Annotated in this window: 15 protein-coding genes; 4 read left to right on the forward strand and 11 right to left on the reverse strand. The window is 43.9% G+C overall.

The features are described from left to right. Positions 1-197 precede the first annotated feature (197 nt). The 4 genes from mnmC1 to DC094_RS10555 all read left to right on the forward strand — a co-directional run bounded on the left by mnmC1 (position 198) and on the right by DC094_RS10555 (position 6,781). Positions 198-2,009 carry an FAD-dependent 5-carboxymethylaminomethyl-2-thiouridine(34) oxidoreductase MnmC1 gene (gene mnmC1, locus DC094_RS10540; RefSeq protein WP_116687066.1) on the forward strand — a complete coding sequence of 604 codons (1,812 nt, stop codon included), beginning with the start codon at positions 198-200 and terminating at the stop codon, positions 2,007-2,009. A 70-nt stretch (positions 2,010-2,079) separates the two neighbouring features. After that, complete coding sequence (gene traF, locus DC094_RS10545) at positions 2,080-3,306, forward strand: conjugal transfer protein TraF (protein ID WP_116687067.1); 1,227 nt, start codon at positions 2,080-2,082, stop codon at positions 3,304-3,306. A gap of 515 nt (positions 3,307-3,821) precedes the next feature. Continuing rightward, positions 3,822-4,949, forward strand: a complete 1,128-nt coding sequence (locus DC094_RS10550; RefSeq protein WP_116687068.1) for an NHL repeat-containing protein — start codon at positions 3,822-3,824, stop codon at positions 4,947-4,949. A 710-nt stretch (positions 4,950-5,659) separates the two neighbouring features. Beyond that, positions 5,660-6,781, forward strand: coding sequence for a hypothetical protein (locus DC094_RS10555; protein WP_116687069.1), 1,122 nt, complete (start codon positions 5,660-5,662; stop codon positions 6,779-6,781). 57 nt (positions 6,782-6,838) lie between these two features. Here DC094_RS10555 and sthA read toward each other — a convergent pair whose 3' ends face one another. The 11 genes from sthA to msrB all read right to left on the reverse strand — a co-directional run bounded on the left by sthA (position 6,839) and on the right by msrB (position 17,787). Further along, positions 6,839-8,233 (reverse strand): Si-specific NAD(P)(+) transhydrogenase, encoded by a 1,395-nt coding sequence (gene sthA / locus DC094_RS10560; protein ID WP_116687070.1) that lies wholly within the window; start codon positions 8,231-8,233, stop codon positions 6,839-6,841. A 243-nt stretch (positions 8,234-8,476) separates the two neighbouring features. Further along, the gene (nqrM, locus tag DC094_RS10565) at positions 8,477-8,680 is read right to left on the reverse strand and encodes a (Na+)-NQR maturation NqrM (RefSeq protein ID WP_116687071.1); all 204 of its coding nucleotides are present in this window, start codon (positions 8,678-8,680) and stop codon (positions 8,477-8,479) included. Then, entirely contained in the window at positions 8,680-9,696 is a 1,017-nt protein-coding gene (locus DC094_RS10570; RefSeq protein WP_116687142.1) for an FAD:protein FMN transferase, read from the reverse strand. The genes nqrM and DC094_RS10570 overlap by 1 nt, the downstream gene beginning before the upstream one ends. Positions 9,697-9,743: 47 nt before the next feature. Continuing rightward, positions 9,744-10,964 carry an NADH:ubiquinone reductase (Na(+)-transporting) subunit F gene (nqrF, locus tag DC094_RS10575; protein ID WP_206605627.1) on the reverse strand — a complete coding sequence of 407 codons (1,221 nt, stop codon included), beginning with the start codon at positions 10,962-10,964 and terminating at the stop codon, positions 9,744-9,746. Positions 10,965-10,980: 16 nt separating this feature from the next. Beyond that, positions 10,981-11,589 carry an NADH:ubiquinone reductase (Na(+)-transporting) subunit E gene (gene nqrE, locus DC094_RS10580; protein ID WP_116687072.1) on the reverse strand — a complete coding sequence of 203 codons (609 nt, stop codon included), beginning with the start codon at positions 11,587-11,589 and terminating at the stop codon, positions 10,981-10,983. Next, positions 11,589-12,248 (reverse strand): NADH:ubiquinone reductase (Na(+)-transporting) subunit D, encoded by a 660-nt coding sequence (locus DC094_RS10585; protein ID WP_116687073.1) that lies wholly within the window; start codon positions 12,246-12,248, stop codon positions 11,589-11,591. Before DC094_RS10585 ends, nqrE begins: the two co-directional genes overlap by 1 nt. Positions 12,249-12,259: 11 nt before the next feature. Further along, positions 12,260-13,045 (reverse strand): Na(+)-translocating NADH-quinone reductase subunit C, encoded by a 786-nt coding sequence (locus DC094_RS10590; RefSeq protein WP_116687074.1) that lies wholly within the window; start codon positions 13,043-13,045, stop codon positions 12,260-12,262. After that, positions 13,038-14,258 (reverse strand): NADH:ubiquinone reductase (Na(+)-transporting) subunit B, encoded by a 1,221-nt coding sequence (locus DC094_RS10595; protein ID WP_116687075.1) that lies wholly within the window; start codon positions 14,256-14,258, stop codon positions 13,038-13,040. Before DC094_RS10595 ends, DC094_RS10590 begins: the two co-directional genes overlap by 8 nt. Further along, complete coding sequence (locus DC094_RS10600) at positions 14,258-15,601, reverse strand: Na(+)-translocating NADH-quinone reductase subunit A (protein ID WP_116687076.1); 1,344 nt, start codon at positions 15,599-15,601, stop codon at positions 14,258-14,260. Before DC094_RS10600 ends, DC094_RS10595 begins: the two co-directional genes overlap by 1 nt. Before the next feature lie 302 nt (positions 15,602-15,903). Continuing rightward, complete coding sequence (locus DC094_RS10605) at positions 15,904-17,358, reverse strand: glyceraldehyde-3-phosphate dehydrogenase (protein ID WP_116687077.1); 1,455 nt, start codon at positions 17,356-17,358, stop codon at positions 15,904-15,906. Between the two features lie 18 nt (positions 17,359-17,376). Continuing rightward, complete coding sequence (msrB, locus tag DC094_RS10610) at positions 17,377-17,787, reverse strand: peptide-methionine (R)-S-oxide reductase MsrB (RefSeq protein WP_116687144.1); 411 nt, start codon at positions 17,785-17,787, stop codon at positions 17,377-17,379. Between the last annotated feature and the right edge of the window lie 38 nt (positions 17,788-17,825).

Below are 17,825 nucleotides of genomic sequence, written 5' to 3' on the forward strand. Positions count from 1 at the left end.
ATAAGGAAAGTTACAAATCTATTCATGTCGACCAGACTATAAGCTGCTCTATAGCCTGTCAAGCTAGCTTTGGTTGATTGACCATTGAATTCTTATATAACCAAATCAAAGGCATATTTATAACTTGTCCTCAACTGACCATCTATAGCCCAGTCTGCTAGAATTCAGGCTACTTTTTACCAGCCAGATTCTTATCAATGCAGCACGGCGATCTCCATTGGAAAAATAGTCAAGGTCCATCTTCATCTCAGTTCGGTGAGGTTTACTACCACAGTAAAAACGGACTCAAAGACCATCGCGCAATGTTCCTCCAAGGCAACCAGTTACCCAAGCGCTGGCACGGTCAGAATTTTGTGATTGGCGAAACGGGCTTTGGGGCTGGATTAAATTTTCTAAGTAGCTGGCTTGAATGGAAAAGAAATCGCCAAAATAGCGAACGCTTGCATTATATTTCGGCGGAACAATTTCCACTGAGTCGAGCCGACCTTCAAGCGGCACTCGCCCCTTGGTCAGAATTAGCACCCTTTACCAAGCAACTGCTAAAGCAATGGCCAAGAGCCTGGGCTGGCTTTCATCGAATGCATTTTGAAGATGGGATAACACTCGATCTACTCTTAGGCGATGCCAGCGAGATGTGGCAGAACATGAACGCCAGCGTCGATGCTTGGTATCTCGATGGATTCTCTCCAAACAAAAATCCACAAATTTGGCAAGGCGAACTCTTTCAAGCGATTGCCAACTGTTCCCATCAGCAAACGACTCTAGCCAGCTCTCATTTCACTTCATCTATTTGCCATCAGCTAGCTGAAATCGGTTTTGCAGCAAAGCAGGGAACCGCTGCTGGACAGTTTTGCAAAACGACCAATAGCGACATTGCCGAAGTAGCTGCAAACTCACTTACAGAACAACCCGTCGAACAACCAATCATTGTTGTAGGCGCTGGTTTAGCTGGCTGTCACCTTGCTAGGCGCTTAGCCGAACATGGCCAGCGAGTTATTTTGTTAGAGCAAAACTCGCAAGTCGCTTTAGGTGCTTCTGGTAACCCGGCCGGTCTACTCAAGCCTTTGCTACATTTGCAGCCAAGCAAGCGAGAAATCTTTCATAATATTGGCTACTTCTATTCATTGCGCCGAATTGAACAACTGAGTCAGACTTCTGATCAACCAATATGGAACCCTTGCGGCATTGTCGAGCAACCTGGAAAGCATAGTGATAATCGACTGGCCAGCATGCTGCAAAAAAGACCTGCGCTAAATCTAGTCGCTCAATTGATACCGGCAACAGCCAATCAAACTAACGCTCAAGCATCGAGTTTAATCATCGACCAAGCAGGTATTTGCGCACCGGCTAAAATCTGCCATTTACTAATTGATCACCCGTCTATTGAGTTAAAAACTGGTGTTAACGTTGCGCATCTTGAGCAGCACAATCAGTTCTGGAAATTATTTGATCAGCAGCGGCTATTGGTTGGACAAGCAAATAACGTGATTTTTTGTCCAGGTCATTTGCATCAGTTACCCGAGCAATTCGATGGTTTATTAACGCGCCCACTGCAAGGCCAAGTTAGTCAAATTAAATCTAATAAAACAATTTCTCACCCAGCCATTTGTGGCAAAAGCTACATTGCAAAAATCCCCGGCACCAGCGACCAATATTGTATTGGCGCAACATTCAATCGCGGTGAATTAAATACTGAGGTGGATTCACAGCAAGATCAGCAAAACATTGCAGCTTTGCAACAATTACTGCCAGAAGAGTATGATCAATTGAAGCCTGAATTAATCTCCGCAACTTCAGGAATTCGTGCCACCGTCCCAGATTACACACCGATTGCTGGCGCGCTAAAACCTGGCCTATGGATCAACACTGGTCATGGTGCACGGGGCTTGGTAACCGCGCCGCTGGTGGCAGAAATTTTAACCAGTCAGTTGTGCAACTTGCCTTATCCTAACGATTTGTCATCCTTCATTGATCCAAGTCGCAAAGCAGCACGGGTAAAGCGTGATTAGTTTATCGGGAATTAAACAAATATCGGCATAATATTGCTGATATTTGCAAATAGCAAAACAAGGAGCAGTTATGAAAAAATTGGTATTACTAGGCTCTCTTTGCCTGTCTTTATCGGCTCAGGCCTATCCGTTAATCCACAAACCAGGAGCTCTGCTGACTCAAGGCGGCGCGTCCACGCCAGATAATATTCTGACTGCTTCTATTTATAACCCAGCTTCTGCCAGTATTATGCTAACGCCTGAAAACAGTTTCAGAATGGCTATTTGGGGTTCCGCAGGCTTTCAAACTGAAGTCGGTCAAATTGATAACTTTGAAGATGATCTAGATGATGTGCTTGATGGGTTGGATTCATCAGATCCGGCAGTTGTTGCTAAGCTAGATTCAACGATCACTCGTTTAGCCAAAGATGGCTATATCAATATGAGTTTTGGTTCTTCAATACCATTGTTGCCTGTTGTGGTAAAAAACGATTTGCTAGATGGCGTTTTGGTATTTGATATTTCCTTTGACAGCGGCGCACATTTATCGGTAATTGACGATGACAACACCGTCGGCAATAACCCAAGCAACATTTTAACTGAAGATGCCGCTGCTTATTTAGTTGGTGCCTTACACACCCGAGCAACGTTTGGTTATAGCCGTACTTTATTCGATTTTAAATCCAGCGAACTTTACGGTGGTTTGCGTGCTAACATTCACAATTTACAATTAAGTCGTCAGCTAATTGCACTCCGCGATATGGATTCGGTGGGTGACATTTTAGACAATGCCGATGAAAACCTAGAGAGCAATACTAAGCCCTCTTTTGACTTAGGCCTACTTTGGAAAACCGAAGGCCTGACATTGGGCGCGACTATTTACAATATCAACGAACCAAAATTTGAATTTGGTACACTAAATTATAGCGATACAGCTGTATTAACAGCCGCACCAACGTCTAGTGAATACACATTAGATCGTTCATTTTCGGTTGAAGCATCATTTGAGTCCGTCGATCACAGCTTTACTTTGACTTCTTATATGGATGTCACCGACCACACCACCATCTTTGGACAAGAGCAGCAATTATTACAGTTTGCCGCCATGTACCGTCCGCAAACAGCTTGGTTACCTAACGTTCGGCTGGGCGCAGAAAAAGATTTGGAAGGCGAAAAGCTGACTACTATCGGTGTCGGTGCAACTTGGTTTGGTGGATTTACCGCGGATATGGCCTTTGCTTTAGATACTGTAGAAATCGACGACAGCTCTCTGCCAAGAAAATTTGCATTTAATATTGGTTATTCTGCACCGCTTTAACACACATCAAAATAAGAACTAACATTTCAATGTTAGTTCTTATTTTGATGTTTTCTCTGCTCGACACCCTACTGAAACCCTAATAATATTTAGTGTCACAACCCGCCTACTGTTACCATCAAAGCAGCAGTCAGCAGCTGAACTATCTACTAAACCCTCCGCTACAATTATCTTTACAGCTGAAGACCAATAGATCGTATATTTATTTTCAATATTATTATTTGAAAAACTTAGTAAAACAACCAATACATCTTCACATAATAATTAACAATTAACAAAAAACGATCACTTGTCACAATCAGGTTTTTTATATCCACCCGCTTATATTGAGCACAATCTATCTAAACAATCGCTAAAACAGACTATATGTTATAAAAAACCATTCCTTTTCCAAAAAACGCCATTCAATCGTCAACTATGTAAAATAACAAAAAACACATTTACAATCGACAGTTCTAATATTTGCAAACCGCTTGCAATATTTAACTTTATAAACTGACGGGTTACCACTTAATATGCTTAAAATAAAAGCCATGCGGGCTGCATCACTATTGCTATCTGCAGGACTACTTGCATCTTGCGGCACTAATTCATTCGAATCAGAAGCCTTAGCAATAGATAGAGTCAACCTCCCCGATAGCTCTAGCATTGATCCTTTTTTATATGACGTGTTTAGCACTCCGTTATTTCACAACGGTATATTTTATTTACCGAATGATGCAGAAAACGTTGTTTTTGGCTTTAATGGTATCCCGACAGAAAACAACCCGACACCTAGTTTCGTACTAGATAATACCGAACTTTCCAGCGTGCAAACTATTCGTAATAATAGTTCGCAATTTTTCCTTACTAGTCGTAGTTCTAATAATCGGGATATTATTGTATATAACGCTAAACTAACGATCGACAATTTATCGCCAGAATATTATAGCCTGACTATTCCTTCCTGCAGCAATGGTACTCAACGTTTCGTTGGAGACATTTCTGTAACTGAAGACCACTTGTTAGCTGCAGACCAGAATAGCAATCGCATCATCATTTGGAATTTGCCTATCACTCAAAATCAACAACCTGCAAACATGGTATTGGGGCAATCTAATTTAAATAATTGCCAAGAAAACGATGACGACCAAAATGATATCGCTGACAGTACACCGTCACAGAGAACACTAAGTAACCCGACAAGTGTTTGGAGCGATGGCAATCGTATTGCTGTTCTCGACTCAAACAATAACAGAGCATTAATATGGAATAGCTTTCCAGTTTCTAGCTTTCAGCCTGCAGATCTTGTATTAGGACAGAGTAATTTTACTAATAGCGCTGCCAATGATGCCGATCAGGATGGCATCTCAGATCTCACGACTAATTTAAGTACATTCAATATAAATAAACACAATGTCGCTCATTCATCGAGGCTACATTCCGACGGCAGCCAACTGTGTTTAACAGATAGATTCAACAATCGAGTATTACTGTGGGAGCAATTCCCAACTAACATTATGCAAACAGCTGACATTGAGATAACTCAATCCAGAATCCCTTTTTCAGGACCTGTCGCATGTAGCTTTGTTGAAAACAAACTTATAATAAATGATCTTGGCAATGAACGATGGTTAATATTTGATATCACTAGTCAACAGTAGTTAACATTAAATATATTTTGGAGCAGAAATAATATTTCTGCTCTAAACCCTAGCAATATCTCTCCACTAACTGGGCGCATAATTTTTAAATAACACCTATGTTTATTTTTTATACTCTGAAGCATTCTTTTGATTTAAAGCTACCGTTCTTGGCACATAGATTCTGGTTTCTCGGCTTTGGCATGACCTCCATAGATTAAGGAAATGCAAAACAAACATCTAGAACATTTGCCGCCTGAATCGCTCTAATCCGTCCATCCGTGCATTTTCTGTCTTGAATGACTGCCCGGCGTGAGTGGCTAGCATCATAGCGAACCAGCTACTCCGCCATGCTCGTTAAGGAAGGCGGATATCACGACGCAGCGAGAGCAAGGCTCTAAAATCCACTCAAATATTCGGAGATAAATAGGAGTATTATTTAATACCACCCTCTAATACCTCATACGCCAATCTTAGCGAGCATACGAGAAAAATGCTTTCGACTTTCCAGACAATTTCAAGACATAATAAAAGTCATTGTCAGGAACGCCGCTACCGATTTTGAATTTAGAACGCCTGCGACAGAGACAGACGCCCACTTATAATGCAACTTATCAATAAAAGAGTTAGACTATTGAAATACAGAGCTGGTGTTTTTCACGTATTTTTTATTCTACTTATTGCTCAAACTAATTTGATCGGTTTTTATAGCTAACGATTTAGGGGAAAGAATGAAGCGCTTTACCACAATATTACCCTTGCTATTATCCATTGGACTCATTGGATGCTCAAGCGACTCAGACAATACTCAAACCTCAACTCCCGGTACAGTTAATTTTCAGCCTGGCCAGGTTGGCATTTCAATCACCCAAATCAACGAGCCTTCTTTACTATACCCCGAGCTAGAGGAACCCTATGGCCGACCATTACTGCATAATGGTATCTTTTACCTTACCAGCTACGACAACAATGCAATTCTGGGGTTTACTGGAATACCGAAAACCAACAATCCCACGCCCGCTTTCATTTTAAAAGGCGACCAAACTCTACGACCCAATTCAATTGAAAGTAATAGCAGCCAATTCTTTATTGAGAGCAGTTATCAAGGCGGAGACATCCTTGTCTACAACACTGCTCCAACATCTAACGCAACATTGGAGCCTGATTTTGTTTTGGGTGGCCCAGGCTGTAGCGCCAGTGCCTTGTCTAATACTACTGATATTTCAGTTACAGAAGATTATTTGCTGTCAGCCGATAGGCAAAATGCTCGAATTATGATTTGGAATCTACCCATCACTGAAAATAATCAGCCAGCAGATTTAGTGTTAGGGCAATCTGATTTTACCCATTGCACTGAAAATGATGACGACCAAAATGATACCAAAGATGCCACACCGTCTGCCAGAACGCTTGATAACCCAACCAGTGTTTGGAGCGACGGAACTCGGATTATTGCTGCCGATTCAGATAATTCCCGAGTTTTAATTTGGAATACTTTCCCAACAGCTAACTTTGCACCTGCAGATTTAGTACTGGGACAAAATAACTTTATTAACGATGCACCCAATGATGTCAATCAAGATGGCTTAACTGATACCAACCCTGATTTAAGCGTGTTTAAACAGAACTATGAATATATTCATTCCAACGGCACTCAGATTTGCCTAGGCGACAGTGGCAATAACCGCATTCTAATTTGGAATCAGTTTCCTACTCAAAATATGCAACCTGCCAGCATGGCTTTAACGGAATCAGAAACACTTTTTGATGATGCTTCTTTATGTAGTTTTGTAGGCGACAAGTTAATTATCGGAGATTATGGCAATGCTCGCTGGGTAATTTTAGGAAATTAAAATAAAAAAAAGCCGGATATTAATCCGGCTCTTTTATTTCAATTTAAGAACAACCAATCAAAATAATCGATTTAATCCGTTCAATGCTGCCACTCGATAAGCTTCTGCCATAGTCGGATAGTTAAACGTGGTATTTACGAAATAGTCCAAAGAGTTACCACCATCTTTCTGACACATAATTGCTTGGCCGATGTGAACAATTTCTGCCGCACGTTCACCAAAGCAATGAATCCCTAAAATTTCTTTAGTATCACGATTGAACAGCAGTTTTAGCATGCCAACGGTTTGCCCGGCAATTTGCGCTCTGGCTAAATCTTTGAAAAAAGCATGACCAACTTCGTAAGGGATTTGTGCATCGGTTAATTCACTCTCTGAGCGACCCACTGAGCTAATTTCCGGAATAGTGTAAATACCGGTAGGAATATCTTCCACTAACTGGTGATGACATTGCCCTTCAATAATCGCGCTGGCGGCAAAACGGCCCTGGTCATATGCCGCAGATGCCAAACTCGGATAACCAATAATATCGCCCACCGCATGAATATGCGGCAATTCGGTTCGGTAGTCCTGGTCAACTTTTAACTGACCTCGACGATCTGGATGCAAACCGATATCTTCCAAACCCATATTTTGGGTATTGCCAGTACGGCCGTTAGCAAACAAGAAAATATCTGCCTTTAGCTTTTTACCAGACTTTAAATGCAGTTCAACACCGTCATCACCACCAATTACTTTGTCGTAGGTTTCATTATGACGAACCACAACACCGCTAATTCTCAGGTGATAACTTAAAGCATCAGAAATTTCATCATCAAGAAATGACAACAAGCGATCACGGTTATTAATCAGATCAACTTTGACCCCTAAACCACGAAATATCGAGGCATATTCAGTACCGATAACACCTGCGCCATAAACAATTACTCGACGCGGCGTATAACCTAGCGTGAGGATTTTATCGCTGTCATAAACACGCGGGTGGTTAAAATCGATATCGTCAGGTTGATAAGGCCGAGAACCGGTTGCTAATACAAAGTCATTGGCCTCAATTACTTCATTTGCACCGTTAGGTTGGGCAATCGTTAATTGATTAGGGCCGGTGAAAGTTGCGGTGCCTTCAATTAAATCAATATTATTGTACTGATAAAAACCACTACGCAATTTTACTTGGCGTTCAATAACCGATTCGGCAGCACGTAGGATTTCTGGAAAGCTAAAACTGATATTGCCGCCTTTTTCACGAAATAAAGGCGCGCTTTTATATTCAATTAAGCGACTCACGCTATGGCGCAGTGCTTTAGATGGAATGGTCCCCCAATGGGTGCAACCACCACCAATCCGATGCTTTTCAATTACAGCGACCCGCTTGCCTTCCTTAGCAGCTTTCATAGCAGCGCCTTCGCCGCCAGGGCCGGTTCCGATAACTGCTACATCATATTTGAAATGTTCCATACGCTCTCTCCCCTTGAGTGGTATGAAACGGGCAGCGAAAATTTCAAGCAATGCACTCCCAGCCAATTAGCACTAGAAAGATTCAATGATGCAATTTGCAGCTAATAAATCAGCATTGCCCTTCGGCTCGATCAGATACCAGCAAGAGACATCACCAATACCTAACGGTTGCTTAGTTTCACCAACCCGTCAGACCGACACAGTCATTCATGTCAGTCACAAAATTGGGCTATTACGGCTATTTTACTTAGCGGCAGAATCTGGCTCTTCGATTTGATAAAGTTTATGGTCGTCACAAACTTCTTCACAATCACAAGCTTTATCCATACCTAGTGCTCCAATACCACCACAGCTACCACTGATTTTCTTTTTAGAGAAAATCCAGCCGACTGACATCATCAACACAACCAATAACAGCGCAACAAAAGTAATTAAAAATATATACATTATTTTTTCTGCTCTTTTTTCATCCAAGGATTGAAAGCTGAAGAAGCAATTTCTTTAAAACTCTCATTCTCCTTGACCAGCATAAGCACCGGCAGTTTCATTTTTTCTGCCAATTTCATTCCTTCAACCGGGCCCATCACCATTAATGCCGTTGCCATGGCATCGGCTTCCATCACACTTTTGCTCAAAACCGAGACTGAAGCCAAATTGTGATTAATCGGATAACCGGTTCTCGGGTCAATCGTATGCGAATAACGCACGCCATCTTGCTCAAAGTAATTACGATAATCGCCTGAAGTCGCAATACCAATATCTTCTAGCACAATCACTCGCTGAATTTGCTGAGCACCTTCGGTAGGTCGCTCAACTGCAATTCGCCAAGGTTGTCCATCTGGTTTTTTCGAGCGAGTCTTCACTTCGCCGCCAATCTCAACTAGGTAAGACTTTATGCCATTTTGATCGAGCACTTCAGCCAGTTGATCAACTGCATAACCTTTAGCAATCGCAGATAGATCCATATACAAATCAGCACTGTCGCGAGTGACTGTTTTGGCGGTTAAATCCAATTGAAAGTGATCACTACCAATATTTGATTTCAGTTGTTGTAACAGCGCGTCGGCGGGTGCTTTATTGGTTCGAGGATCTGGACCAAAGCCCCAAGCATTCACCAATGGGCCAACCGTAATATCAAATACGCCGCCACTGAGTTTATTGATTCGCTTGGCTTGCGCCAAAACTGTCAGTAATTGCTCACTGGCTTTTACCGTTCCCGCTTGGCCTTTATTTAACAAAGACAGTTCAGAAACTGGAATATAAGTCGACATGCTCTGGTTCAAATCACGCAGCGATTGCTCCAGCGCCGATTTAACCTTATCCAAATCGAGATCTGCTACTTCTACCAGCTTAACGTTATAGCGGGTGCCCATTGTTGGGCCTGAAATGCTGGCGACACGTGGTTGTGGCTCAGAACAAGCCGCGACAAAAACCGTAATTGTAAAAAGGGCTATTAACCGCAAAAGCCCCCAATGGGGGCTTTTGTGAATAGCAAAATTGCTATTTTTTATCATCCAAAATCGTCCAGCAGGATATTGTCATCTTCCACGCCCATATCGTGCAGCATGTTAATCACAGCATCATTCATCACTGGAGGCCCACAAAGATAGTATTCACAATCTTCTGGAGCCGCGTGATCTTTCAGATAATTTTCCAACAACACATTATGAATGAATCCAGTATGACCATCCCAATTATCGTCAGGAAGCGGATCAGACAGTGCGACATGCCACTTGAAGTTATCATTCTCTTCTTGCAGCTTGTCGAAATCTTCTACATAGAACATTTCACGCTTAGAACGAGCGCCATACCAGAAAGTCATGGTGCGCTTGGAGTTAAGGCGATTCAACTGATCAAAGATATGTGAACGCATTGGTGCCATACCTGCACCACCACCAACGAATACCATTTCATTGTCAGTTTCGCGGGCAAAGAACTCACCAAATGGACCAGAGATCGTGACCTTGTCACCAGGCTTTTGCGAAAATATGTAAGAAGACATCTTCCCAGGAGGTGTACCTGCAGGCGCACGTGGCGGAGGTGTTGCAATCCGCACGTTGAGCATGATGATACCTTTCTCTTGAGGGCAACTTGCCATGGAGTATGCACGGGTAGTCAGCTCATCAACTTTGGACTCATACTGCCAAATATCGAACTTATCCCAATCCTCGCGATACTCTTCCTCAATGATAAAGTCTTTGTACTTTATATGGTGAGCCGGTGCATCGATCTGCACATAACCACCAGCACGGAAGTCAACATCTTCACCTTCAGGCAGCTTCAGCTTGAATTCCTTAATGAAAGTTGCAACGTTGTAGTTGGACTCAACTTCACATTCCCAGGACTTACAGCCAAAGACTTCTTCTGGTACTTCTACTTCCATATCAGTCTTAACAGCTACCTGACAAGACAGACGAGTGCCGCGCTTAGCTTCACCCTTGGTGATATGGCTTTCTTCCGTTGGTAGTAAATCACCGCCACCAGATTTTACTGTTACCGTACACTGACCACAGGTACCGCCGCCGCCACATGCAGAAGGGATAACAATACCGCCTTCAGCCATAGCGCCTAGCAGCTTGCCACCAGCAGGTACTTTAACTTCAGTTTCGCCGTTCACCATGATGGTGATGTCACCGCTAGGTACCAGCTTAGATTTGGCAAACAGGATAACCAAAACCAATGCCAGCACGATCGCTGTAAACATGATTACGCCGAGAGATATTTCCAGCATTTAAATCGCTCCTGTTTTACAGCTGCACGCCAGAGAAGGACATAAAGCCCAGCGCACATAAGCCAACTGTAATGAAAGTAATACCCAAACCTTTCAAACCATCTGGCACATCGCTGTACTTCATCTTTTCACGGATACCGGCCAGAGCAACAATTGCTAACGCCCAACCAATACCAGAACCTGCACCGAACACTATGCTTTGGCCAAAGTTGTAGTCACGCTCAACCATGAACAATGAACCACCCATAATGGCGCAGTTAACTGTGATTAGTGGCAGGAAGATACCCAGTGCGTTGTACAAAGCAGGTACATAGCGATCTAGGAACATTTCCATAATCTGAACCAGCGCTGCAATAACACCGATATAACAGATCAAACCTAAAAAGCTCAGGTCAACTTCTGGAAAGCCTGCCCAGGCCAATGCGCCTTCTTTTAACAGGAAGGTATACAGCAAGTTGTTGACAGGAACTGTTAAGGTCTGCACGACAACTACCGCAATACCCAAGCCAATTGCCGTATCTACTTTTTTCGAAACTGCCAGGAAAGTACACATTCCTAGGAAGAACGATAACGCCATATTTTCGATGAAAATAGAGCGAACAAATAGTGAGATATACTCTTCCATTAGTGACCCTCCCCTACAGCGTCTTTAGCGCAGTTAACCGGATCTTGTTCTACCTGACTCTTGTCCCACTGACGAACAACCCAGATAAAGAAACCAATCAGGAAGAAAGCACTGGGTGCCAGAACCATCATTCCGTTTGGCTCATACCAGCCGCCTTCGGTAATCAGAGGGAAAATACTCTCACCGAATAACTTGCCAGTACCAAACAGTTCACGGAAGAAAGCAACAACCATCAAGATGATGCTGTAACCTAAACCGTTGCCCAAACCGTCGAAGAAACTGTCTTTGACGTTGTTAGACATCGCAAAAGCTTCTGCACGACCCATAACGATACAGTTGGTAATAATCAAACCAACAAATACCGATAGCTGCTTGGAAATCTCATAGGCATAAGCCTTGAGCACTTGGTCCACCACAATTACCAAAGAAGCGATAATGGTCATCTGAACAATAATTCGAATACTGCTTGGGATCTGATGACGAATCATCGAGATAAAGGTATTCGATAAAGCGGTTACTGCAGTCAATGCGATACACATTACAAATGCGGTCGACATCGAAGTGGTCACTGCCAGTGCAGAACATACACCCAACATCTGCAACGCAATTGGATTGTTACGCAATAGCGGTTTTGTTAGGGCGTCTTTTGTATCGGACATGGTCTTTACTCCTACGCCTTATGCTTGCTGATGTATGGGCCAAAACCTTCTTCACCCAACCAGAAGAGGATCATGTTCTCTACACCATTACTGGTCAGAGTTGCACCAGAAAGGCCATCTACCTGGAATTGCTCTGCAGCATTTCCTGGCACTACCGCACCTTTAACGATGTCGAACTTGACCTGACCAGTGCCGTCCAGCAAATACTTGCCTTGCCACTTTGCCTGCCAACGAGGGTTATCAATTTCACCGCCTAGACCAGGAGTTTCACCATGCTCATAAAAGCCAAGACCAACAATTGTATTGAGGTCTTTCTTCACAGCAAGAAAACCATACATGGTTGACCACAAACCGTAGCCATGAACTGGAAAAATCACTTGCTCCAACTCACCATTGCGATCTAGCTCACCAGCAGCATTACGCTTAACCAGATACACCAGAGCATTTTTAGCTTGGCGCTTAATCTGTGCAGTATCTAGTGTGCGATCTAGTTCAATATTCAGCGATGGGTCTTTAGCTGCTTTACGTTGATCAAACTTGCTTACGTCTTTCTCAACATATTCACCAGTACGAATATCGATTACACGAACATCGATTTGGGCAAATGTATCTTCAATGCCCATTCCCGGCTTTAGCAAACCTGCCGCTGCCAGAATATTACGCTTTTTATCCAATACCTTGTTAATCTGTTGGATTGGTTTAAGAGTAACCGCCGCACCAGCAACGATTACCGAACAAACCAAACAGACCAAAAGAGCAACAGATAATGTTTTCAGAGTGCTGTCCTGTTTAGACATGACGCAGCTTCCTCCGCTTGATATTGGCCTTGACCACGAAATGGTCAATCAGAGGTGCAAACAAGTTGGCAAACAAAATTGCCAGCATCATGCCCTCAGGGAACGCCGGGTTAACAACGCGGATCATAATCACCATGAAGCCAATCAAAGCACCAAACCACCAACGACCTGTGTTAGTCATCGAAGCAGATACTGGATCGGTTGCCATGTAGATCATACCGAAAGCGAAACCACCCAGAACCAAATGCCAATGGAAAGGCATCGCGAACATTGGGTTAGTGTCAGAGCCAATCGCGTTGAACAGCAAAGTAGTGGCAACCATACCCAGCATCACACCAAGGATAATTCTCCAAGAAGCAATTCCGGTAACCACCAAGAACGCACCACCAATTAAGATCGCCAGAGTCGATGTTTCACCGATTGAACCAGGGATGTGGCCAATAAATGCATCCATCCAGGTGTAACCGCTTGCTTGCAAACCAGCCATACCGTCAAGGAAAGCGGTACCTAAAGCAGTTGCGCCAGAGAAGTTATCAATTACTTCCCAGCCCTGAATTGGAATCCACACTGCATCGCCAGACATATAAGCTGGGTAAGCAAAGAACAAGAATGCACGACCGACTAAAGCCGGGTTCAAGAAGTTCTTACCAGTACCACCGAATACTTCTTTACCCACCACCACACCAAAAGTGATGCCTAGCGCAGCTAACCACAGAGGGGTTGTTGCAGGCAGGGTTAAAGCAAACAAGATAGAGGTAACGAAGAAGCCTTCGTTAACTTCATGGCCACGAACCATACAGAACAGTACTTCCCAGAAACCACCGATCAGAAATACCGTCAGATACAGCGGCAAGAAGTAAACAGCGCCATGCATCACATTATCAATCAGGCTGTTAGGGTCTGTGCCGAACATGGCAATAATTGCGCCACGGATAGTATCCGGAGCCGCAGTACCAGGAATGATGGCTTCGTTAGCATTCAAACCTGTGAAATACATACCTGCAAATGCAGCAGGCATAGCAGCCAGCCATACGAAAATCATGATTCGCTTCAGGTCAACTGAATCACGAACATGAGCACCTTGCTTGGTGACCGCAGGAGGCGTATAAAAAAACGTATAAGTTGCTTCAAACAAAGCAAACCAACGTTCGTGCTTGCCGCCTTTTTCAAAGTGCGGTTCCAGGTCTTTGAAAAACTGGTTTAACTTGCTCATCAGCTTTCCTTCTCTATCTGAGTCAAATTCGCACGCAGGATCGGTCCGAAATCGAACTTACCTGGGCACACATAGGTACATAGACCCAGATCTTCTTCTGCCAGTTCCAATGCGCCTAAAGCTTCAGCATTTTCCATATCACCAACTGCCAGTGCACGCAGCAACTGAGTAGGCAACAAGTCTAATGGCATCACTTTTTCATAAACGCCGATTGGCACCATGGCTCGTTTACTGCCGTTAAAGCTGGAAGTAAATGGCAAGCTAAGGCCTTTACGCTTTAATGCAGAAACAAAAGTATTGGTCATTGAGAACTTCTTGGTACCAGGTACAGCCCAGCCCATGAATTCCTGCTTGTAACCTTCTTCGATTACTGAAATCTGCAGGTCATAACGACCCAGATAAGCCAGCGGGCCATGCGCCTTAGCGCCTGCCAAGACTGAACCTGAAATCACGCGAACATCGCCAGCTTGTAACGCGCCAGCAGTAATTTCTTCGATTGAAGCGCCAATTCTTGTTTTCACTAGGCCAGGCTTTTTAACCATTGGACCAGCAAGACTAATCAGGCGCGAGGTATCTAGTTTGCCTGTAACAAACAGATGACCAATTGCAATCACATCTTGATAATTCACCGACCAAACAGGACGTTCCTTGCTGGCAGGTTGCAATGTATGAATGTGAGTGCCGCTTAGGCCAGCGGGATGAGGACCAGAGAATGCTTCAACAGAAACATTGCTACCAGAAACTGACAATTTCTGAGAGGCCTCATGGCATACAAATACCTTGCCTTCAGTCAGCCGGGACAGAACCGTCACACCACGTGCAAAATCTTCAGCGCGTTCTGCCAGAACTTGTGCAGGATCGGCAGCTAATGGATTAGTATCCATTGCGTTGATGAAAATTGCTGATGCTTTAGATTCAGGAGATGGCACCTTGCTGTATGGGCGAGTTCTCAGCGATGTCCACAAACCGGAGTTGATCAGGTTCTGCTGAACCTTCTCTCTTTCGATTGTAGCCAGCTGATCAACAGACCAGCTTTCAAAGCTTTCTGCCTCATCACCTTGCAGTTCAATAACCACCGATTGCAGCGCTCGACGGGCACCACGATTAATAGCCGTTACTTTACCAGCGCCAGGAGCAGTAAAAATAACTCCCAGATTTTTCTTGTCACTGAAAAGCGGCTGTCCTAGCTTGACCTGATCACCCACCTGCACAAGCATGGTAGGTCGTAGGCCAAAATAATCTTCCCCAAGCAATGCAACGGACTTCACATTCAGACTAGTTGTCTGGTTGAAGTCCGGTTTACCACTTATGGGCAGATCCAAGCCTTTGCTGATCTTATGCATAATTAGCCCGATAAACCCTGTTTTGTTAACTGCCCTACTTAACGAGAAGTAGGGACAAAAATCGCCCGTATTATACGGTCAGCTAATCCCTTTGACCATATAGCTTGAGATATAACCCTTTCCTTTGCGAACACCGCGCAATTTTTTCAATCGCCACTGAATGTTAGTTCATTTAAATCACTGATTTTTGACTCAACTCACGCAAAGGAATTGATGTTTTGCTGACCAAAATCAACAAAATGCGCTTCCATCAAACTTTGTGGAAGCGCTTTCGAAAAACTACGAAAAAAAACGCGGCAAATTTAGCCTAACGGATACTCAGGAAACTCAATTCCTGCCATTTGCTGAATCACCCGAATGACTTGGCAGCTATAACCAAATTCATTGTCATACCAGACGTAAACCACTGCCCGATCGCCATCAACAATTGTTGCTAACGAATCGACAATGCCTGCCGCTGGGAAACCGACAAAATCACTCGAAACTACTTCAGGAGAATTGGTATAAGCAATCTGCTCCTTAAGCGGTGAATGAAGGGCTACCTGACGCAATTCATTGTTCAATGAATCCCGGTCTGTTGCCTTATCAAAATTCAGGTTAAGGATTGCCAATGAAACATTGGGAGTCGGTACCCGAATAGCGTTTCCGGTTAATTTGCCTGCTAATTGTGGTAAGACTTTAGCGACCGCTTTTGCTGCGCCCGTTTCAGAGATAACCATATTCAATGCAGCAGCACGACCGCGACGAGAACCCTTGTGATAATTATCAATCAGGTTCTGGTCGTTAGTGTAAGAATGGCAAGTTTCGACATGGCCATTCTTTATGCCGTAATTGTCGTTTAATACTTTAAGAATTGGCACGATTGCATTGGTAGTACAACTAGCTGCCGAGAAAATCTTCTCATCAGAATCCAGCTCATTGTGGTTAATACCATGTACTACATTCGGGATATCTCCTTTACCCGGCGCAGTCAGCAATACTTTAGAAACGCCTTTGCTTTTCAAATGCAAGCCTAGGCCTTCTTTGTCGCGCCACATACCTGTGTTATCCACCACAATCGCATTATCAATGCCATGCGCGGTGTAATCGATTTTATCCGGTCCATCGGCATAGATAAGCTTGATGAAGTTACCATTGCAAATTAATGCACTGTTTTCTTCATCGATCAGAATGGTGCCCTGGAAGCTGCCGTGAACTGAATCGCGACGCAACAAGCTGGCACGCTTGGCTAGGTCATCTTCTGCACCGGTTTTACGCACCACAATGGCGCGCAAGCGCATCTTATCGCCACCACCTGAACGCTCAACCAGCATTCTTGCTAGCAAACGGCCAATCCGACCAAAGCCATACAGCACGACATCTTGTGGCTGTTTGAGCACATTTTGACGGCCAGTATTCAACCCTTCTAGCTGTTGCTTGACGAAGTCAAATAGATCACCTTCGGCTTGCTCTTGCCAGGCAATCGCCAACCGTGCAACATCCACTCGACCTGAAGCTAGGTTCAGCTTGGTCATTGCTTGAATAATTGGGAAGGTCTCTTTAACCGACAGTTCTCTACCAGCAATTTGGCGAACGAAACGATGGGCTTTCAAAATGCCGATCGTGGATTGATTGACCAATCGACGACCAAAAAGGTTGATTACCACACCATTATCTCGATACAAACGGCCTATAACAGGCAGCATTTGCTCGGCGATTTCTTCGCGCTGTTTCCAATCGCTGAAACAGGCTTCTTTCTGGTCATACTCCGGGCTCACTTCAACACCTCATTCTTGCTAGTTATCTGTGTCTGAATTTGTGGGATCGAAATCAAGCGAAGCCGAGTTTATGCAAAAACGCCGTCCAGTGGGTGCAGGGCCATCAGGGAATACATGCCCCAGATGCGAACCACAACTACGACACGTCACCTCAGTGCGCGTCATACCATGGCTAGAATCTGTGTGCTCCTGATGACTATTTCCGACAGAGTCGGTAAAACTCGGCCAGCCGCAACCTGCGTCGAACTTTTCATCGGCATTAAATAACGGTTCATTGCAGCAAATACACCGATAAACACCATCGTCGAACGCATTCCAGTAGCGACCAGTAAAAGGCCTCTCCGTGCCTTTTTCGCGGCACACATGGTACTGTTCTGGGGTTAATTTTGCACGGAAGATTTCATCTTGATTGTTTTTTTCATCACTCATTGGTCGATTCCTCAGACGAAAAACATATAGATACTCAA

Source organism: Pelagibaculum spongiae (assembly GCF_003097315.1).
GTDB lineage: Bacteria > Pseudomonadota > Gammaproteobacteria > Enterobacterales > Pelagibaculaceae > Pelagibaculum > Pelagibaculum spongiae.